Origin of the sequence: Antarctobacter heliothermus (genome assembly GCF_900188425.1) — a bacterium.
Classification (GTDB): Bacteria; Pseudomonadota; Alphaproteobacteria; order Rhodobacterales; family Rhodobacteraceae; genus Antarctobacter; species Antarctobacter heliothermus.
Genome location: NZ_FZON01000037.1, coordinates 1 through 15,539, shown reverse-complemented (window position 1 = coordinate 15,539; position 15,539 = coordinate 1). Strand labels below are relative to the sequence as shown.

Annotated in this window: 17 protein-coding genes; 9 read left to right on the top strand and 8 right to left on the bottom strand. The window is 61.7% G+C overall.

Annotated elements, in window-relative coordinates:
- Positions 1–3: 3 nt before the first annotated feature.
- Entirely contained in the window at positions 4–1,842 is a 1,839-nt protein-coding gene (locus CHB90_RS16995) for a tetratricopeptide repeat-containing sulfotransferase family protein (protein WP_170941099.1), read from the bottom strand.
- 95 nt (positions 1,843–1,937) lie between these two features.
- Positions 1,938–2,966: a Hint domain-containing protein gene (locus CHB90_RS16990; protein WP_089279051.1), complete on the bottom strand. Its 1,029-nt coding sequence runs from the start codon at positions 2,964–2,966 to the stop codon at positions 1,938–1,940.
- 146 nt (positions 2,967–3,112) lie between these two features.
- Between CHB90_RS16990 and CHB90_RS16985 the strand changes: the two genes are divergently transcribed.
- Positions 3,113–3,415 (top strand): DUF6916 family protein, encoded by a 303-nt coding sequence (locus CHB90_RS16985; protein WP_089279050.1) that lies wholly within the window; start codon positions 3,113–3,115, stop codon positions 3,413–3,415.
- On the opposite strand, the gene CHB90_RS16980 is transcribed toward CHB90_RS16985, so the two are convergent.
- From CHB90_RS16980 to CHB90_RS16960, 5 genes are all read right to left on the bottom strand, one after another.
- Positions 3,408–3,887 (bottom strand): GNAT family N-acetyltransferase, encoded by a 480-nt coding sequence (locus CHB90_RS16980; protein WP_089279049.1) that lies wholly within the window; start codon positions 3,885–3,887, stop codon positions 3,408–3,410. The two genes, CHB90_RS16985 and CHB90_RS16980, sit on opposite strands and share 8 nt — an antisense overlap.
- Before the next feature lie 10 nt (positions 3,888–3,897).
- Complete coding sequence (locus tag CHB90_RS16975) at positions 3,898–4,368, bottom strand: DUF6916 family protein (protein ID WP_089279048.1); 471 nt, start codon at positions 4,366–4,368, stop codon at positions 3,898–3,900.
- Between the two features lie 29 nt (positions 4,369–4,397).
- Positions 4,398–4,928, bottom strand: coding sequence for a phage tail protein (locus CHB90_RS16970; protein ID WP_089279047.1), 531 nt, complete (start codon positions 4,926–4,928; stop codon positions 4,398–4,400).
- 89 nt (positions 4,929–5,017) lie between these two features.
- Positions 5,018–5,557, bottom strand: a complete 540-nt coding sequence (locus CHB90_RS16965) for a phage tail protein (protein WP_089279046.1) — start codon at positions 5,555–5,557, stop codon at positions 5,018–5,020.
- Between the two features lie 84 nt (positions 5,558–5,641).
- Positions 5,642–6,175 carry a phage tail protein gene (locus tag CHB90_RS16960; RefSeq protein ID WP_089279045.1) on the bottom strand — a complete coding sequence of 178 codons (534 nt, stop codon included), beginning with the start codon at positions 6,173–6,175 and terminating at the stop codon, positions 5,642–5,644.
- Positions 6,176–6,929: 754 nt separating this feature from the next.
- On the opposite strand from CHB90_RS16960, the gene CHB90_RS16955 reads away from it, so the two are divergent.
- From CHB90_RS16955 to tal, 5 genes are all read left to right on the top strand, one after another.
- Positions 6,930–7,763, top strand: coding sequence for a transporter substrate-binding domain-containing protein (locus CHB90_RS16955; RefSeq protein ID WP_089279082.1), 834 nt, complete (start codon positions 6,930–6,932; stop codon positions 7,761–7,763).
- 66 nt (positions 7,764–7,829) lie between these two features.
- A complete protein-coding gene (locus CHB90_RS16950; RefSeq protein WP_089279044.1) occupies positions 7,830–8,585 on the top strand; it encodes an amino acid ABC transporter permease in 756 nt (251 codons plus the stop codon).
- 4 nt (positions 8,586–8,589) lie between these two features.
- Positions 8,590–9,483: an amino acid ABC transporter permease gene (locus CHB90_RS16945; protein WP_089279081.1), complete on the top strand. Its 894-nt coding sequence runs from the start codon at positions 8,590–8,592 to the stop codon at positions 9,481–9,483.
- 12 nt (positions 9,484–9,495) lie between these two features.
- Complete coding sequence (locus tag CHB90_RS16940; RefSeq protein ID WP_089279043.1) at positions 9,496–10,242, top strand: amino acid ABC transporter ATP-binding protein; 747 nt, start codon at positions 9,496–9,498, stop codon at positions 10,240–10,242.
- Between the two features lie 164 nt (positions 10,243–10,406).
- Positions 10,407–11,354, top strand: coding sequence for a transaldolase (gene tal, locus CHB90_RS16935; protein WP_089279042.1), 948 nt, complete (start codon positions 10,407–10,409; stop codon positions 11,352–11,354).
- A gap of 58 nt (positions 11,355–11,412) precedes the next feature.
- Here the strand turns inward: tal and CHB90_RS16930 are convergent, their stop codons facing one another.
- A complete protein-coding gene (locus tag CHB90_RS16930) occupies positions 11,413–12,429 on the bottom strand; it encodes a class 1 fructose-bisphosphatase (protein ID WP_089279041.1) in 1,017 nt (338 codons plus the stop codon).
- Between the two features lie 345 nt (positions 12,430–12,774).
- On the opposite strand from CHB90_RS16930, the gene CHB90_RS16920 reads away from it, so the two are divergent.
- The 3 genes from CHB90_RS16920 to CHB90_RS16910 form a co-directional block, all read left to right on the top strand.
- Positions 12,775–14,550 carry an SLC13 family permease gene (locus tag CHB90_RS16920; RefSeq protein WP_089279039.1) on the top strand — a complete coding sequence of 592 codons (1,776 nt, stop codon included), beginning with the start codon at positions 12,775–12,777 and terminating at the stop codon, positions 14,548–14,550.
- A 325-nt stretch (positions 14,551–14,875) separates the two neighbouring features.
- Positions 14,876–15,235, top strand: a complete 360-nt coding sequence (locus CHB90_RS16915; protein WP_089279038.1) for an acyltransferase family protein — start codon at positions 14,876–14,878, stop codon at positions 15,233–15,235.
- A 23-nt stretch (positions 15,236–15,258) separates the two neighbouring features.
- The coding region (locus CHB90_RS16910) for a transposase (RefSeq protein WP_170941098.1) at positions 15,259–15,539 on the top strand (281 nt) is incomplete at its 3' end.

The following is a 15,539-nucleotide window of genomic DNA, read 5'->3' as shown; positions in this document are numbered from 1 at the left end:
GGGTCAGGCGTCCAGCCCGCACGCGATACGTTCTTCTTCGGTCAGCGCGTCCCCCAGCGCCGCCGCCAGCGGGGCCAGATGCGCACCGTAGCGCCGCCAGCGGGCGACCGAGGTGCCGTAGATCGGCGCACGCACCTGCGCCACGGAGGCGGTATTGACCTGCCGCGAGGACGCGGTGTGGTCCAGCACGTCGGCATGCCAGTCCAGTCCGAGGAATTCCAGCACGTCGCGGGCCTGCCCCTCCGGGTCGGCAACCAGCGCCTCATAGGACACCTCATGCACGCGGTCCGGCAACAGCGCCGCCCAGTGTTTTGCGTTCTGATCGAACTGGCGCCAGGATTCCGCAAGATCCTCCAGATCGGTCGAGACCGGCTGGTTCTGACCAAAGTTTTGCAGGTAATTCGACACCAGACCGTCCAGCGGATGCCGCCGCATGATGAGGAATTTGGCCTCTGGCAGCGCAAGCGCCAGCAGACCGGCGTATAGCTGATTTCCCGGCATCTTGTCGGTGATATGGAGGCTGCGCAGCCCTTCGCCATGCAGATAGGCCTGATAGTCTTCGCCCAGTCGGGTCAGGTCATCATCGGTCAGGGCGTCATCGGGGCTGCGTTCCTCCATCACCGCGCGCAGCGGCGCATTGGCCTGAAAGGCACGCTGCACCGCTGGCAACTCTCCCCCGGCCTGCACGTCCGGATGGCGCGACAGCATCTGCTCCATCAAGGTGGTGCCAGAACGCGGCAGCCCGCAGACAAAGATCGGCGCGACACCACGCAGCCCGGCTTTGGCGTGCCGCGTCAGCAGCGCAGGCGTGACCAGCGCGCGTATCCGTTCGGCGCGGGCGACATTCACGGCGCGGTCATAGGGATACAGGGTGCGGGTCAGGCGATTGCCTTCGGCGTAATGGGCAAAGGCGGCATCGTGATCGCCCAGATCATCGCGCGCCTTGCCAAGAGAGAATTCCAACGTCACGCGCGGCTCATCGGGCAATTGATCAGCCTTCTCCGCCAGCAACTGCAACCCCTGCCATTCGGGACTGTCGGGCGTGGTCTTGCGCAAATTCGCAAGCCGCGAAAAGCCCGTCAGCGCCATGCCTGGCAGCGTTGCCGCCTTTAGAAAGGCCTGCGCGGCCTCGTCCATCCGTCCCGAGGCGGCCAGCGTATTGCCCAGATGCAGCCAGGCCTCACCGGCCTGCGGTGCCAGTTCGATGGCGCGGCGGGCGTGGTGTTCCGCCGCCTCGTGCCGTTCGCGCCGGAACAGCGCCTGCGCCAGATTGACGTGCACCGCGGCCGACTGCGGATCAATGGCCAGTGCCCTGAACAGAGCATCGACTGCGCGCTGAAAATGCCCGGTCCGCAGGCAGGCCTGTGCAAGGTTCAGATGCACGTCCAGAACACCCGGGTCCAACGCGATGGCGCGGTCCAGATGCGGGATGGCGCGCACATAGTCCCTGGCCACGACCAGGGCCGCCCCCAGGTTGGCATGGGCCAGCGCGTAATTCGGTGCCACCTCAACCGCGGTCTGGAACTTTTCTCGGGCGTCATCCATCTTGCCCTGCTGCGCCAGAAGCGTGCCGATATCGACCAGCGCGGTCACATCCTCAGGATTATGCGCCACCACCTCATCCAGCAGTGCCATGCCCGCCTCGGTCTGCCCAAGGTGGACGAGGTTCAGCCCCTGAAGATGCACCAACCGGGGGTGTCCGGGGTACTGTTCCAGCAAGCGGTCCAGAGCGGCACCGGCCTCGGCGAAACGCCCAGCGTTCTGGTGACGGGCAATGCGGGCCAATTCGGCGTTGACGGTTTCGACGGCGGCAGCATCGGTCGGCGCGGCGGGGCTGGTCATGTCGGGGTCTCCCATTCGGCACCCGGAGAAAGGCAAGCGCGCCCGGCGAAGTCAATCCCCCGGGCGCGGCGCATGTCACGTTGAAATAGTCGCTGTCAGGCGGCGCGGGTGTTCAATCCCAACGCCTCTGCGCGGCCTTCCAGACGGGCGCGGATCGGTGCCGGCAGGTGACGCGCGGCGCTGATGCGCGGTGCGGCCATTTCAGCGATCGCCGGTGCGTCCGTACGCTCTGCCCAGTTCACAAAGCCGTCGCGGCCGATGAAATCGACATAGGTTTCTGCCGGGCAGCCCTCGGCCAGCAGCAACTCATGTGTGCCGGTCTCGACGTGGAAGTAGGTAAAGCCCGCGCCGGGCATCTGGCCCTCACGGGTGATCGTGCTGCCATTGATTAGGGCGCTGGCGTTGACCAGATACCCGTCGATGCCGATAGCGTGGTCGGGGGACACAAGCAGATCACGCGCGGGGATCATGTCGCCCAGCGCACCGGCGCGAATGCGGATCGGGTTGACCTTGGCGGGGTTTGTCGTTGCCGTCGCCACCGGCTGTTCGCCCAGCCATGCAACGGTGGTGGTGCCGCCGGTCGCGGTCATGACCACGTCGCCTGCCTGCAACGCCTCAACCGCCTTTTCCCCGTCCGGGGTGGCGATCATCGTGCCCTCGAGGAAGCACAGCAGCGTGGCGTTCAGGCTGTCAACGGTCATGCCGCCCGCAGAGGTAGGGGTAAAGCGGATTTCCGAGAACACCTTGGAGCTGGCGCCCAGATCGATGATCTGGTTGCTGGTGACATTGACGACAGTGACGTTGTTGGTGACGTTGTCGCCAGCGGTGGACACAAACGTCACGTTCCAGTTGCCAGAATAAATCGTGCCGATCTCCAGTTGCAGGCCGTTGCCCTGAAAAAACTGGCTCGGTTCGGTTCCTGCGACGTCAAAGGTGAACGCGCCGAGTGTGCCGAAGTCGGACATGGTAAAAGAGCCGTCCGGGGCGATTGTCGGGCTGTAGGAAATCTGGTTGCCACCCGGGTTGGCCACGGTGCTGATTGTAAAATTGACGCCGGTGTCGTTGAACGCCACCGAAGAGGCATTGACCACCACGCCTCCATCATTGAAATCAAATGTTGCCATGGTGCCCACCCTTTGCGCCGTGCTTATGTCAATAAAGACTAACAGTAACTCTGTTATGCGAGTAATAAGCTGCAAACAGGAACTTGAAAAGCCCTCATAAGGTTGCAAGATGGCCAGCCAAGTCGCCTGATGCACGGAGATCGACCATGGACGTTGCCACACTGACCGCCGAACAGGTTGAACCCCTGATCGGCCAGCCCGTTTCGGTCGCCACGTCTCAGGGTGCCTTGGCGCTGACAGTCGATTCGGTTGCGCCCCATTCCGGCGACAGCCGCCCCGACGCGGCAGTGCGCGGAGGATTCACCGTGACCCTCAGTGGGCCGCAGTCTCCCATGCTGGAACAGGGCGCATGGGAGATCACCCTGCCCGGCCTCGGCGCGGCCGCGCTGTTTCTGTCGCCCTTTGACCAGACCGACACCGCCACCCGCTACGAGATCATCTTCAACTAGGCGCGAGACCGGCGGGGCGCCATTCCATCACCAGATGAACGCCGCTGTCCCCGGTCACCATGAACCCCGAACGCCGATACAGATCCACGGCACGGTTGCCATGTTGAACGCTCAGCCTGATCGGCAGTCCGGCACGGGTCGCCTCGTCCCGCAGTTGGTGGAGAAGGCTGGTGCCAAGACCCCGCCCCTGCGCCGCCACCAGCACGGACACATCAATCAGGTGAATTGCCTTTGCGCCCCGGTCGACGCGCATTTGGCCCACGTCCTGCCCTCCGGCCACCACGATGTCGTGGCTGGCATGGGGGAAGCCGTCCGCATAACCGCGATCCTGTGCGTCAAACTGCATGTCGATCATGTGCTGCCGCGCCTCGACCGGCAATGGCAACGCGGCAAGATCGGGACGCACCTGGATGAACAGCTGCAATAGAAACGCCCGGTCCGCGGCACGGACCGGGCGCAAGATCAGGCTCACGAAATCGGGCTCAGTTCAGGACGATGGCAATATCGGCACCGCCATGCCGGCGCGGCACTGCCGTCATGTACAGATCCGCCGCGCCCATACGCGGGTGCCAGACCCGGTGCAGCCCGTCACCATCCGCCACCAGCGGCCCGGCATCCGGGCTGTCGAACAATGCCGTGACGCTTTCGCGCCGGGCAAGATCGCCGGGTCGCGCAGGGCCGGATGCGCCCGGTTCCAGCGCCACCAGCTTCAGGACTACGTCCCCATGCGCCTTGGTCGAGACGCGGAACCGTTCTCCGACCAGGCTGGCCAGTTCCTCTGCGGTGGCATCGTGCCAGCGCGGTGCGCGGGCGACAATCGGGGCCGCCCCTTCGGGCGCTTGTGTGACCGGCCCGGTGCGCGCCATTGCGACACCTGGCAGCGCGGTGAGGCCCGCCAAGGCCGCCTGGCCCGCCAGAACGGCGCGCCGTGAAAGACTGTTCAGAACACCCATGGCGCTCTCCTTTGTGTCAATGGGTTGCATCAATTGCGCGACGGGTAAATGCCGACCAGGGCGATGATGTAGTTCACGGCCAAAAAGGGCGGCAAGTTGTTGTGAGACTGGCTTCCGCCGACGTTGTTTTGCCGGATCATCGCGGCATCCATGCCCACGTCGTCTGCTGGAGTATTGGTGCGAAAGATCGACGACCCCGCCGCCAGCATGTTGCCGCCCGGATCGGTCAGATTGCCGCCACGCGATTCCGCGCGCATGGTGACGCCGTGGTTGTGCGAGGGCATCTGGTTCGTGGTCAGCGTCACCCGCTCTTGCCCACCCTTTTGGCCAATGCGATAGGTCGACAGGCCCGGTCCGCTGCCGGCATGCATGGCAGCGCGTCCGCGCAGATCCGGCAGACCAAACGTCGTGCGCCCGTCCCCGCCATAGATCGTTCCCAGCAACGAGAACAGGGCATCGTTCTGCGAGACCGCCAGCAATTGACCGTCACAGAAAGCCCAGCCGCGTGGCGCAAAGTTGCCCGCGAACATCGTGATTTGGGCGACATACGGTTCAGACATCTTGCAATTCCCTTTTTATATATGTGCGATCCTGCGGGAATCGGGCTGAGCGGCCATCCTGCCGCGCCGCAACCGGCCCCCGCGTTCCGTCAGTTGCGCGACGGAAACAGGCCCTGAAGGGCGATGATGTAGTTGACCACCTGAAACGGCGGCATGTTGTAGTGCGCCTGACCACCGCCGACGTTGAACTGCTGGATCATCGCCGCATCCATGTCGACGTCATCCGCTGGCGTATTGGCGCGAAAGACCGAAGACCCCGCCGCCAGCATGTTGCCGCCCGGATCGGCGAGGTTGCCGCCACGGGATTCCGCGCGCACCGCAACACCGTGATTGTGGGCAGGCAACTCATTCACGATCAACGTCACCGTCTCCACGCCGCCCTTTTGCCCCAGCACATAGGGCGACAGGCCGGGCCCGGTCGATCCGTTTCCCGAGTGCACCGGGATACGTCCGCGCAGATCAGGCAGCGCGAACGATGTGCGCCCATCTCCGCCATAGGTCGTCCCCAACAGCGAATAAAGCGATTGATTTTGGTTGATCGGCAGGATCTGACCGTCGCAAAAGGCCCATCCGCGGGGGGCAAAATTGCCCCCGAACATCGAGATTTCGGCAAGGAATGGTTCGGACATGGTGGAACTTTCTGTATCTGGAATGGCTCTCTTGGGTCGTTGACCCGGCGGCCTAGGTACGCGCGGCTGACGGTCCGGGCGGACCTAGCTGCGCGACGGAAAGACGCCGACCAACGCAATGATATAGTTCAACGCCTGAAAGGGCGGCCTGTTCTCATGCGCCTGACCGCCCCCGACATTGTTCTGCCGGATCATCGAAGGGTCCATATCCACATCATCCGCTGGAGTATTGGCGCGATAGATCGGCGTCCCCGAAGCCAGCATGTTGCCGCCCGGATCGGTCAGGTTGCCGCCACGCGATTCCGCAAGCGACCTGACGCTATGGTTGTGCTGCGGGATCTCGAGTGTATTCAGCGTCACACGCTCCTGCCCGCCCTTCTCACCCAGCCGATAGGTCGACAGGCCCGGGCCGCGTCCCGGATGTATGGCTGCACGACCGCGCAGGTCCGGCAGCGCAAGGGTGGTGCGGCCGTCGCCGCCATAGATCGTGCCAATCAGCGAAAAGAGCGCCGTGTTCTGGCTAATCGGCAAGAGTTGCCCATCGCAAAACGCCCAGCCGCGTGGCGCGAAATTCCCCGCAAAAGGAATGACTTGGGCTATAAACGGGTTTGCCGGCATGTGAATATCCCCTGCTCTAAATATTGTCTCCTGAAAGCCTACGGCTGGGAACAGCGTTCTGTAAAGAACTATCACACGCACGTTACATCGGACCGCCACGCGCGGAGCAGCCTTACAGGACGCCCCTGCCCCTCAATTTTGACACGCGTCCAACGGCGATCTGGTTCAATACCGCAAACCCCGCGCTGGACCGGACAAATGCGCAACTTATGCGTTAGGGTCGCTGCGGACTGGCAGAAGTGATGGCACCTGCACCCCGGTTGACGCGGCAGACAGCGCGGCGGGCCGTCCGGGCGCGCCTGCCCCGCAGGTGTCAAGCGACACCTGTATCTGTCCGCCCGGTTCCACGACAGAACAGCCTCGTCCTCGGGGCGCGCGCCTCCCCGGAAGAACGGTCTTGCACACCCGGATTGTTTCGCCTCACCTTCCAGACCCAACCGAAGGGCACCACATCGGGCAGGCGCCTATGGAATACTCACGCCGCCCGTCGATCAACAACAGGCAGAGCAAGTACCCGGAAACCACATGTCTTGGGTTAACGCCAAAAGAGGACCACCGCGCTGCCGGAATTTATGGCATACCACTTGAAAAGCGCAAAAAACCGCAAGCCAATGCGGAATTTTCAAGGAAATTCGAGACCGCCGTGTCCTAAGCCGGACATGACGGGATAATCGAAGCCCGGTCGGGGGAACACCCGGCGCAAACCTTCGCTCTGCCAATGAATGGGGCGAAAGATACCAACATGGAGGACTACATGAAAAAACTACTTGCAGCGACCACAGCACTGGCAACCGGCCTGACCGGCATCACCGCTTCGGCACAGGAATGCACCAACGACGCATGGAACCGCATCATGTCGTCCGGCACGCTGACCGTTGGCGTCAAGGCCGACTACAAGCCTTGGGGCTATCGCAACACCGACGGCGACCTGATCGGCATGGAAATCGACATGGCCAAGGACGTCGCCGACACGATGGGCGTCGATCTGGAACTGGTTGCGGTGCAATCGTCCAACCGGATGCAGTTCCTTGAGCAGGGCAAGATCGACCTGATGATCGCGACAATGTCCGACCGCGCGGACCGCCGTGAAATCGTCGGCATCGTCGGCCCGAACTACTACACCTCTGGCACCAACATGCTGGCCCCCAAGGCGCTGAACTTTACCGAATGGGAAGAACTGCGCGGCCGCCCGGTCTGCGGCAAGCAGGGCGCGTTCTACAATCAGGTTGTCGAAGAGCGTTACGGCGCCGAAGTTGTCGCCTTTATCGGCAACGCCGAAGCCAAACAGGCGCTGCGCGACAAGAAATGCGTGGGCTTTGTCTATGACGACAGTTCCATCATGGCCGATCTCGCGTCGGGTGATTGGGAAGACTACGGCATGCCGATGCCGACCGAGGACGACAACCCCTGGGGCCTCGCTGTGCCGAAGGCAGAAGAGAACTGTGTCTTTGGCCGCTTCATGTCCGGCATGCAGTACAACTGGCACAAGGACGGCACCCTGGTCGAGCTTGAGAAGAAGTGGGGCATTCAGTCCACCGCCTATACCGCCAGCCAGCATGAGCGGTTCAAGGACTGGCTGTCCGACTGATCCTGATCCACACGCTTTCGCCTGCCTTGGTTCGCCGGGGCAGGCACACAATCAGGAGGGGCCTCCATGCTGGACGCGTTCCAGGACTTCTTCCGCGCATTTGCTGCCGACCATCCCGCATGGAACTTTGTCTTCTTCTACGAAGAACGCCAGTGGGGTCAGGTCATCAGCGGCTTGTGGATGACGATAAAACTGTCAGTTGTCTGCGTGATCTTCAGCGTGATCATCGGGATTGTCGGGGCCGCGATGCAGGGGTCCAACAGCCGGGTCGTGCGCGGCATCGTCAATGCCTACATCCAGTTCTTCCGGAACACGCCGCCCTTTGTGCAGCTGCTGTTCTTTTACTTTGCGCTGGGCAGCTTTACCCCCACCTACAGCCCGGATGGCTGGCTGGAGATCCCCATCATCTCGAACGTCGGCTGGGCGATCATTTCCCTGTCGTTCTTCGCCGGTGCCTTCAACGTCGAGATCTTTCGCGCCGGCGTCGAGGCAGTGCCGGAATCGACCCAGGAAGCCAGCGAGGCGCTGGGGTTCACCCGGATGCAGACCTTTGGCTATATCGTGCTGCCACTGGCGCTGCGGGTGTCGATCCCGTCGCTGAACAACAATCTGGTCAACCTGGTCAAGACGACCACGCAGGCCTTTGTCATTGCGGTCCCCGAACTGCTGTATGAATCCATCACCATCTGGAACGATTTCCCCTCTGCGCAGAACCCAATGATGCTGGTTCTGTTTGTGGCCTACCTGTCGCTGGTGGGCATTCTGGTGATGGGCATGAACTCTTGGGAGCGATCCATGCGCATCCCCGGCTATGGAGTGTGATGCCATGAAACGCCATATTCCCGGGCTGTCCGCTGCTGCGAAAACCGATCTGCCCGTGCTGTTGCCGCCCCCTGCGCCAAGACATCACGCAGGCGTATTGAATTTCAGTCATTGGCTGGCATCGATCCCGCCCTGGGCACCTTTTGTGCTGGTGCTGGTGGCCATGCTGTTGCCGTCGCTTGCACTGGCGCAGGACGGCGCGACGACCAAGGACAGCCCGTTCACCGTCCTGTTGCGCTGGATTCCGTTCCTTGTGACCAAGGGATTTGTCTACACCGTACTGATTTCGGTGCTGACGATGCTGTTGGGCACCATCCTTGGGGTCATACTGGGGATTGGTCAGGTCAACCCGAACAGGGCGATCCGGTCGGTGTCCTACTGGATCACCCAGATCTTTCGCAATTCGCCCTGGCTGGTCCTGCTGTTCATCGTGATGCTGAGCTTTCCGTTCAGGATCGAGGTGTTCGGCCTGACCATCCCGGTGCCGGACTGGTCCAAGGCGGTCATCGGTCTGGCCTTGCCGGTCATGGCCAACATCTCTGAAATCGTGCGGGGTGCCATCGGGTCTGTGCCGTCGGCGCAATGGGAAGCGTCCGAAAGCCTGGCATTCACGCGCCGTCAGACCCTGTATCAGATCATCCTGCCCCAGTGCATCAAACGCATGATCCCGCCCTGGATGAACTGGTACGCGATCCTGACCATGGCCACACCCATCGTGTCGATCCTGGGGGTTGAGGAGATCCTGAACCTGACCCGGCAGGCGATCGAGGCCGAAAACAACCGCCCCGAACTGCTGATCCCGTTCTACGGGTTCGTGCTGCTGATCTTTTTTGCATACTGCTATCCGATCGCCCGTCTGACGGTCCGTCTGGAACGCAGGTTTGCCGTGAAACTCTGAGTGAGGCCGAACATGACCTGGACACCCGACCACCCCATTGTTTCCATTCGCGACGTCGAAAAGAGTTTTGGCACCCTGAAGGTTCTCAAGGGTATTTCCATGGACGTGATGAAGGGCGAAGTGATCTGCATCATCGGTCCTTCCGGGTCCGGGAAATCCACGCTCATCAGGTGCATCAACGCCTTGAACGACATTCAGGGCGGGTCGATCACTGTTGAGGGCCAGGAGGTGCACGACCACAAACTCGACAAGCTGGCCCTGCGCCGAAAGGTCGGCATGGTGTTTCAGCAGTACAACCTGTTTCCGCACAAGACCGCTCTGGAAAACATCATGATGGCCCCCGTCAAGGTGCTGAAAGAGGACAAGGCCAAAGTGGCCGAGCGCGCCCGCTCCTTGCTGAAAAAGGTCCGGCTGGAGGGCAAGGAAGACAGCTATCCGGGAGAGCTGTCCGGAGGACAGCAACAGCGTGTCGCCATCGCGCGCTCGCTTGCCATGAATCCGGACGTCATGCTGTTCGATGAGGTCACGGCAGCGCTGGACCCCGAGACGGTGAAAGAGGTTCTGGTGACGATCAAGGATCTGGCCGCCGAAGGCATGACCTGCATCCTTGTCACGCACGAAATGGGATTTGCACGCGAGGTCGCCGATCACATCTATTTCACCGACAAGGGCGTGATTGTCGAACATGGCCCGCCGACGACCTTCTTTGACAATGCCAAGGACCCGCGCACCAAGGAATTTCTGAGCCAGATCCTCTGAGAACGGTCTCAAAGGCCCCGTCTGGAGGGGGGTGCGATCGGCCTCTGGCCGGTCGCGGACGCTTGTCGGCACCGGCAACGCGCTTTACCCTATATCCGGTATCATTTAGGGCGCTAACATCGCAGGCGCAAAAGAGCGCCCGGGTCAGCAAGGGGCAAGACACCATGACAACCGTATTGGATCAACTGCGCGAGATGACCACCGTGGTCGCCGACACCGGCGAGGTTGCGGCGGTCAAGACATATCAACCCGTGGACTGCACGACCAACCCGTCGCTGGTGCTGGCGGCAATGAAAGACCCGGCCTCCGAGGAGCTGGTCTCGGCCGAGATCGCCGCCGGGCGCGACAAGGGGCTGGATGCCAAGGCCGTGGCCGACACCCTGACGGTGGCGATTGGCGCCAAGCTGACCGAACTGGTGCCGGGACGTGTCTCGACAGAGGTCGATGCGCGGCTGTCCTTTGACACGCAGGCCTCGGTGACGCGCGCGCGTGAGATCATTGCAGATTATGCCGCGCGTGGGATCGGCAAGGACCGCATCCTGATCAAACTGGCCTCGACATGGGAGGGCATCCGCGCCGCCGAGATCCTTCAGAACGAAGGCATCGACTGCAACCTGACGCTGCTGTTCTCGATGGCGCAGGCCGTGGCCTGTGCCGACGCAGGGGCCTTTCTGATTTCGCCCTTTGTGGGCCGGATCACCGATTGGTACAAAAAGGCCGAAGGCCGCGACAGCTATGCCCCCGACGAAGATCCCGGCGTCAAATCCGTGCGCGGCATCTATGACTACTACAAATCCAACGGCATCAAGACCGTCGTGATGGGCGCGTCGTTCCGCAACACCGATCAGGTCAAGGCGCTGGCGGGATGCGATAACCTGACCATCGCGCCCAAGCTGCTGGACGCGCTGGCCGCCGACACATCAGACCTGCCCCGCGCGCTGTCCCCCGACTCCGCCAACGGCGTGGCCCCGATCAAGATGGACGAGGCGCAGTTTCGTTGGGACATGAACGCCGACGCCATGGCGACCGAAAAACTGGCCGAAGGCATCCGCAACTTTGACAAGGATCACAACACGCTGATCTCGTTGATCGCGGATCGCATGACGGCCTGACGTCACCTAGACACGTCAGAGCCCTGTGGTGGCGGCCCCCGCCACCACAGCCCCGGCGTCAGCCCTGCTGCGCCTCTCGGTGATACTGATCCAAGACATCAACTTCGGACTTCGACCCCAGAAAAACCGGGACTCGTTGATGGTGTGAGGTGGGCACAACGTCCAGAATACGTTCCAGCCCAGTAGAGGCGCGGCCACCCGCCTGTTCGATGATGAAACTCATCGGATTGGCCTCATACATCAGGCGCAGCTTGCCGCCCTGTTCGCGGTTGCCATCGTCGCAAGGGTAGATGAACGCGCCGCCGCGGGTCAGGATGCGGTGCACTTCGGACACCATCGAGGCGACCCAACGCATGTTGTAACGCTGGCCGCGCGGTCCGCTTTCCCCTGCAAGACATTCGTCGAAATAGCGCCGCAGGGGGGCGTCCCACAGTGCGTAGCGCGAAGCGTTGACCGCAAATTCGGTGGCGGTGTCGCCGATCTTCATGTCCGGGTGCGTCACCCGGAATTCCCCGGTGCCCGGCTGGTGGGTGAACCCCGTAACCCCGTTGCCCGTGGTCAGGACAAAGGATGTCGATGGTCCGTAGACCGAATACCCGGCGCAGATCTGGCTGGAACCGGGCAACAACACCGACCTGTCATCGCTGGCGTCGATCTCACGATCCAGACGCACCACGGAAAAGATCGACCCAACGCACATGTTGACCGCCAGGTTCGACGACCCGTCGAGCGGATCGAAATAGACGATGTAATCGCCCGGACCCGGATTGTCCTTGAGCCAATAGACCTCTTCCACCTCTTCGGACACCAGCGCAGCGACGCGGTCGCTGCTGGAGCAGTGACGCACAAAGACATCGTTCGACAGAACGTCCAGCTGTTGCTGTGCCTCGCCCTGCACATTTGTCGATCCGGCCCCGCCAAGGGTGCCGGTGAACGCCCCGCTTTGCACCAGATGCGACACCACCCGGCAGGAGGTGGCGATGTCTTCGAGCAGCGGAAGAAGATCAGGGTCCAGACCGTCGGAACGACAGGCGTTCAGCAAGGTCTCGCGGAGTGTAAGGGCTTTGTCATCCAAGGGAGGCGCACTTTCTGTAAGGGTTGACCAAAATCCAAAGGCGTTGCGCGGACCCGATGCTGATCACATCGCCGCCGCTCATTGCCGTCGCAGACCCAAGAGACGTGATCGGGCTCCCTTTCTTGCCCCCCTTTGGGCATCAATTCAAGGCCACCCTCGGGCCTGTCGCCGCCAGTTTGCCTGACCAAACAGGCTTTGGCCCCCGGGTGGACCGTGCCATATGGACAGGCGCAGTCCTGCGGCAATGCCCGAAACGCGGCCCCCTGTTTCGAGATCCATGGACATTCCTGATCCGCGCGTGACACTTGATGCCGACGCCCTTTTCTTTGTGCTAGGCTCACCCTCATGCCAAGTGATCAGACTCAGATTTTCATCCTTCTCGTATCCGTCGTCGTCCTGCTTGTCTGGGGGCGGTTTCGCTACGATCTCGTGGCGTTCGGCGCGCTGATCGTAGCGGCCTCCCTTGGGTTGATCCCGACAGAGGAGGTGTTTTCAGGCTTTGGCCATTCGGCGGTTGCGATCATTGCACTGGTCCTGATTGTCAGCCGCGGACTGTCCTCGTCGGGCGCGGTGGAACTGGTTGCATCAAAACTTGTCGATCCCGAACGCCCCCTGCCCTTGCATATCGCCATCATCGCCGCGATGGGCGCGGGCCTGTCCGCAATCATCAACAACGTCGCCGCGCTGGCCCTTTTGATGCCGTTGGACATCGAGGCCGCGAACAAGGCAAAACGCCCGCCAAGCCAAAGCCTGATGCCGCTGTCCTTTGCCACCATTCTAGGCGGGATGATCACGCTGATCGGCACACCGCCGAACATCGTGATCTCTGCCTATCGGCACGACACCGTTGGCGCGCCGTTTGCGATGTTCGACTTTGCTCCCGTCGGTCTGGCGGTTGCCATTGTCGGGATTTCCTTTGTCTCCATCATTGGCTGGCGTCTGCTGCCATCGCACGGGTCGATTGCAGAGTTCGAAAAGGACATCCGCCAAGGCCGCTATGTGGCTGAACTTCGGGTCGGTGAGCAGTCGTCCAGCGACGAATTCATCGTCCGGGATCTGTATCCCAAGGCAGACGCCGCCGACGTCCATCTCCTTGGTCTCATTCGCAACGGCAAGCGGCGGCCGGGCCTGAGCATGCATGAGACATTGCGCGCGGGGGATTTCCTTGTTGTCGAGGGGGATCCCAAGGCCATCGAATCCTTTACCGGGCAATCCGGGCTTGAATTTGCCGGTTCCGAAAAACACGAAGGCGGCGTCACCGCCCCCGGTCTGGCCCTGACCGAAGCCATCGTACCCGACGGTGCCCGCATCGAGGGCAGGACCGCGCGCGGCCTGCAATTGCTCAACCGGCACTCGGTAACGCTGCTTGGGGTCGCGCGCGAAGGGCAGCGGTTTCGCGACCGTGTGCGCCTGCTGACAATCCGGGCGGGCGATGTTCTGCTGCTGCTGGGCACGCCGCAACGGCTTTTGGCGGCAACAGACTGGCTGGGTGTCCTGCCCATCGAGGGTCGGCGGACAGAGGTGATCCAGAGGACCAAGGCCGGATTGTCCATTGGCATCTTCTTCGCCGCAGTCGGTCTGGCTGTTGCGGGGCTGATGTCGTTGACCGTTGCCCTGGGGGCGGCCGTGATCGCCTACGTTCTTTTGGGGCTGGTGAACGGACGAGAGGTATACACCTCTATCGAATGGAAGGTGATCGTTCTTCTGGCCAGCCTCATACCGCTGGCCGAAGCGTTTGAGCGCACCGGCGGCGCAGAGCTTTTGGCCAACCAGATCACCAATCTGACACAGGGATTTCCCGCTTGGGTCACACTGGCCGCTCTGATGGTCGTTACGATGACGATGTCGGATTTCCTGAACAATGTTGCGACAACACTGATCGCGGCACCGATTGCCCTGTCGATCGCAGCTGCGACCGGGACCAACGCAGACACCTATTTGATGGGCGTCGCCGTGGCGGCATCCTGCGCGTTCCTCACGCCGATCGGACACAAGAACAACACGATCATCCTAGGTCCGGGCGGCTATCGCTTTTCGGATTACTGGCGCATGGGGCTGCCGCTCGAGGTGCTTGTGCTTGCAGTGGCTGTGCCTGTCCTTCTTGTAGTCTGGCCGCTTTAGGATCAGACCCAATGGGCCTTGGGTGGAGGTCACGTCACACGGCTGGCACGCAACCGGCCCGCACGATTGACCGTATCCATGTGGCAGGGACGGCCTAAAACCTTGGCGGGTACTGCGCATTTTCGTGCCACCGTTGTCGATGCGTTCAAAAACCGTCCAAATCCCTTGATTTGAGGCCTTGTTCGGCACACAGAGGCGTTGGCTGCTTGCGACAATCGTGCACCACCCCTCCGTGAAAGGCCGAGGCCGAACCTTGAAACGCGTCACTCTCCATTGGATAAGCACCTGAATCTCAAATTCTTGAAATTTTCCCCGGACGAATTGAATGAAATACCAACCGCATATTGATGGATTGCGCAGCGTCGCGGTCCTGCCTGTTTTGATATACCACCTGGGCAGCCCCTTGATTCCTGGCGGATATGTTGGCGTTGACGTGTTCTTCGTCATCAGCGGATTTCTGATTACCGGAATTCTCCTGAATGAGGTGGAGACTGGAAATTATTCCCTTCTCAAGTTTTACAAACGACGCATCCTTAGAATACTGCCCGCCCTTGCGGCCGTTCTGATTGCAACCTTCTTTCTATCCCACTTGCTCCTGTTCGACGCAGAGCGACAAGAGGTCGGCAGATCAATAGTCGCAACCGGCTTTGTTGCGCAAAGGCTGGTTGAGGGATTCATCTCGTGAATCCAGCGTGGTAGCTGTCCTGCATGAGCAGACCGATCCCGCCGAGCTACAAGACCAAGAACTGGCCGGCCTACAACGAAGCGCTGAAGCAGCGCGGCTCCCTGACGATCTGGTTCGACCCGGACATGGTCTGGGTGCCACCGCCGACCGGCAAGCGAGGCCGGCAGCCGCTCTATAGCGACGCCGCGATCCAGGCATGCCTGACGATGAAAGTCCTTTTCGGCATGGCGCTCCGGCAGACGACCGGGTTCGTTGAAAGCCTACTGAGCCTGGTCGGCCTCGACTGGGCGGTGCCCGACTTCAG

What these genes read in the sequence shown, in the direction of transcription:
- CHB90_RS16995 (WP_170941099.1), bottom strand. Translation starts at nt 1,842, where the DNA reads ATGACCAGCCCCGCCGCGCCGACCGATGCTGCCGCCGTCGAAACCGTC.
- CHB90_RS16990 (WP_089279051.1), bottom strand. Translation starts at nt 2,966, where the DNA reads ATGGCAACATTTGATTTCAATGATGGAGGCGTGGTGGTCAATGCCTCT.
- CHB90_RS16985 (WP_089279050.1), top strand. Translation starts at nt 3,113, where the DNA reads ATGGACGTTGCCACACTGACCGCCGAACAGGTTGAACCCCTGATCGGC.
- CHB90_RS16975 (WP_089279048.1), bottom strand. Translation starts at nt 4,368, where the DNA reads ATGGGTGTTCTGAACAGTCTTTCACGGCGCGCCGTTCTGGCGGGCCAG.
- CHB90_RS16970 (WP_089279047.1), bottom strand. Translation starts at nt 4,928, where the DNA reads ATGTCTGAACCGTATGTCGCCCAAATCACGATGTTCGCGGGCAACTTT.
- CHB90_RS16965 (WP_089279046.1), bottom strand. Translation starts at nt 5,557, where the DNA reads ATGTCCGAACCATTCCTTGCCGAAATCTCGATGTTCGGGGGCAATTTT.
- CHB90_RS16960 (WP_089279045.1), bottom strand. Translation starts at nt 6,175, where the DNA reads ATGCCGGCAAACCCGTTTATAGCCCAAGTCATTCCTTTTGCGGGGAAT.
- CHB90_RS16955 (WP_089279082.1), top strand. Translation starts at nt 6,930, where the DNA reads ATGAAAAAACTACTTGCAGCGACCACAGCACTGGCAACCGGCCTGACC.
- CHB90_RS16950 (WP_089279044.1), top strand. Translation starts at nt 7,830, where the DNA reads ATGCTGGACGCGTTCCAGGACTTCTTCCGCGCATTTGCTGCCGACCAT.
- CHB90_RS16945 (WP_089279081.1), top strand. Translation starts at nt 8,590, where the DNA reads ATGAAACGCCATATTCCCGGGCTGTCCGCTGCTGCGAAAACCGATCTG.
- CHB90_RS16940 (WP_089279043.1), top strand. Translation starts at nt 9,496, where the DNA reads ATGACCTGGACACCCGACCACCCCATTGTTTCCATTCGCGACGTCGAA.
- tal (WP_089279042.1), top strand. Translation starts at nt 10,407, where the DNA reads ATGACAACCGTATTGGATCAACTGCGCGAGATGACCACCGTGGTCGCC.
- CHB90_RS16920 (WP_089279039.1), top strand. Translation starts at nt 12,775, where the DNA reads ATGCCAAGTGATCAGACTCAGATTTTCATCCTTCTCGTATCCGTCGTC.
- CHB90_RS16915 (WP_089279038.1), top strand. Translation starts at nt 14,876, where the DNA reads ATGAAATACCAACCGCATATTGATGGATTGCGCAGCGTCGCGGTCCTG.